Source organism: Idiomarina sp. UBA4206 (assembly GCF_002383015.1).
Classification (GTDB): domain Bacteria; phylum Pseudomonadota; class Gammaproteobacteria; order Enterobacterales; family Alteromonadaceae; genus Idiomarina; species Idiomarina abyssalis.
Map to the genome: position 1 here is coordinate 1 of NZ_DFTS01000069.1, position 1,230 is coordinate 1,230.

2 protein-coding genes are annotated in these 1,230 nt (G+C 45.7%); both read right to left on the minus strand.

Annotated elements, in window-relative coordinates:
* Window positions 1-137: 137 nt before the first annotated feature.
* Window positions 138-335, minus strand: coding sequence for a hypothetical protein (locus B3180_RS13815; protein ID WP_054487112.1), 198 nt, complete (start codon window positions 333-335; stop codon window positions 138-140).
* A gap of 88 nt (window positions 336-423) precedes the next feature.
* Window positions 424-1,230: apolipoprotein N-acyltransferase (gene lnt, locus B3180_RS13820; RefSeq protein ID WP_286845085.1), on the minus strand; the 807-nt coding region annotated here is incomplete at its 5' end.

Consider the following 1,230-nt stretch of genomic DNA (forward strand, 5'->3'; position numbering starts at 1 on the left):
TTATCCTTGCCCGGTTGTTCTTTCGCCGTAAATACGTCTTGCTCCTGCCAGCGTTTTTGCATGGCAGATTCGATTTTGCTCGGGTTGTATTGTTCTTGCATAATTCCTGCTGATTCCGGTTGAATTTAAGTGTCGGCTTAGCTAATTGCGTACCACATAAGAAGCATAATGATAATGCCGGCCAGACCAAAGAAACCGTTTTCAAAAACAGCGCGCTGTTTGACTTCGGCTGGCTCTGACTTATCAATGCCGAAAAGCATAAGCCAGGAGCTTAATCCAAGACCACCTGCAGCAATAAGCACAGCAAAAAGAATGGCATCAAAAATATTTTCCATAATGATATCCCTGTAGAAAAATGGAAAAGAACAGCAACAGAACCGTTCAGTTAAGCTTTTATAGTGTACTGATTTTCGTACCGGATGACTACGCTTGAGCGCGCTTCTTAGTGCGTTTTGTAGCGATTATCGGCAACAACCCAAGTAAGGCGAGAATTATCGCGCCCCAGTTGCCTATGGTGTTAAAGATAGTGGAGCCCTGAACACCATAAACATTGGTAGATAGCGTCGTTGCTTTAAACTGCGGTGCTAACGCAAGGTAGTTGCCGTGCTCGTCAACCGCGGCTGTAACTCCGTTGTTGGTCGCTCTTAGTAAAGGTTTCCCCAGCTCCATAGCGCGCATACGGGCTATTTGCATATGTTGCCAAGGGCCGTGAGAGTCACCAAACCAGGTGTCATTGCTAATAGTGACCAGATAATCTGTATCATCGTAGGTATTGCTTCGCACTTGTCCTGCAAAAGCAATTTCATAGCAAATAGCCATGGCAAGGTTGCTGCCGTTAGCCTCGAGGTTGGGTTGCTGGTATCCGCCACGACTGAACGACGACATAGGTAAATTGAATAGCGGGGCTAACGGACGCAGAAGGTTCTCAAAAGGAACGAATTCACCGATGGGAAGCAGCTGATGTTTCTGATAACGGTTGGTGTTGCCATAACTGTAGCTCTCATTGTCCAGAACAATAACGGAGTTGTAAAAATCGTCGTTGAGTCTGTCGTAATCAATAATACCGGTAACTAAGGCGGAGTCATTAATACTGGCAGATTGCTCAACAGTATTGAGGACATCACTTGCATAGGGTTCGAGGGCGGTAATCGCCGATTCCGGCCAAATAACCAAGTCGTGATTAAATTTAGGGCGGGTTAAATCCAGATAGCGTAAAATATTTGGCCATTG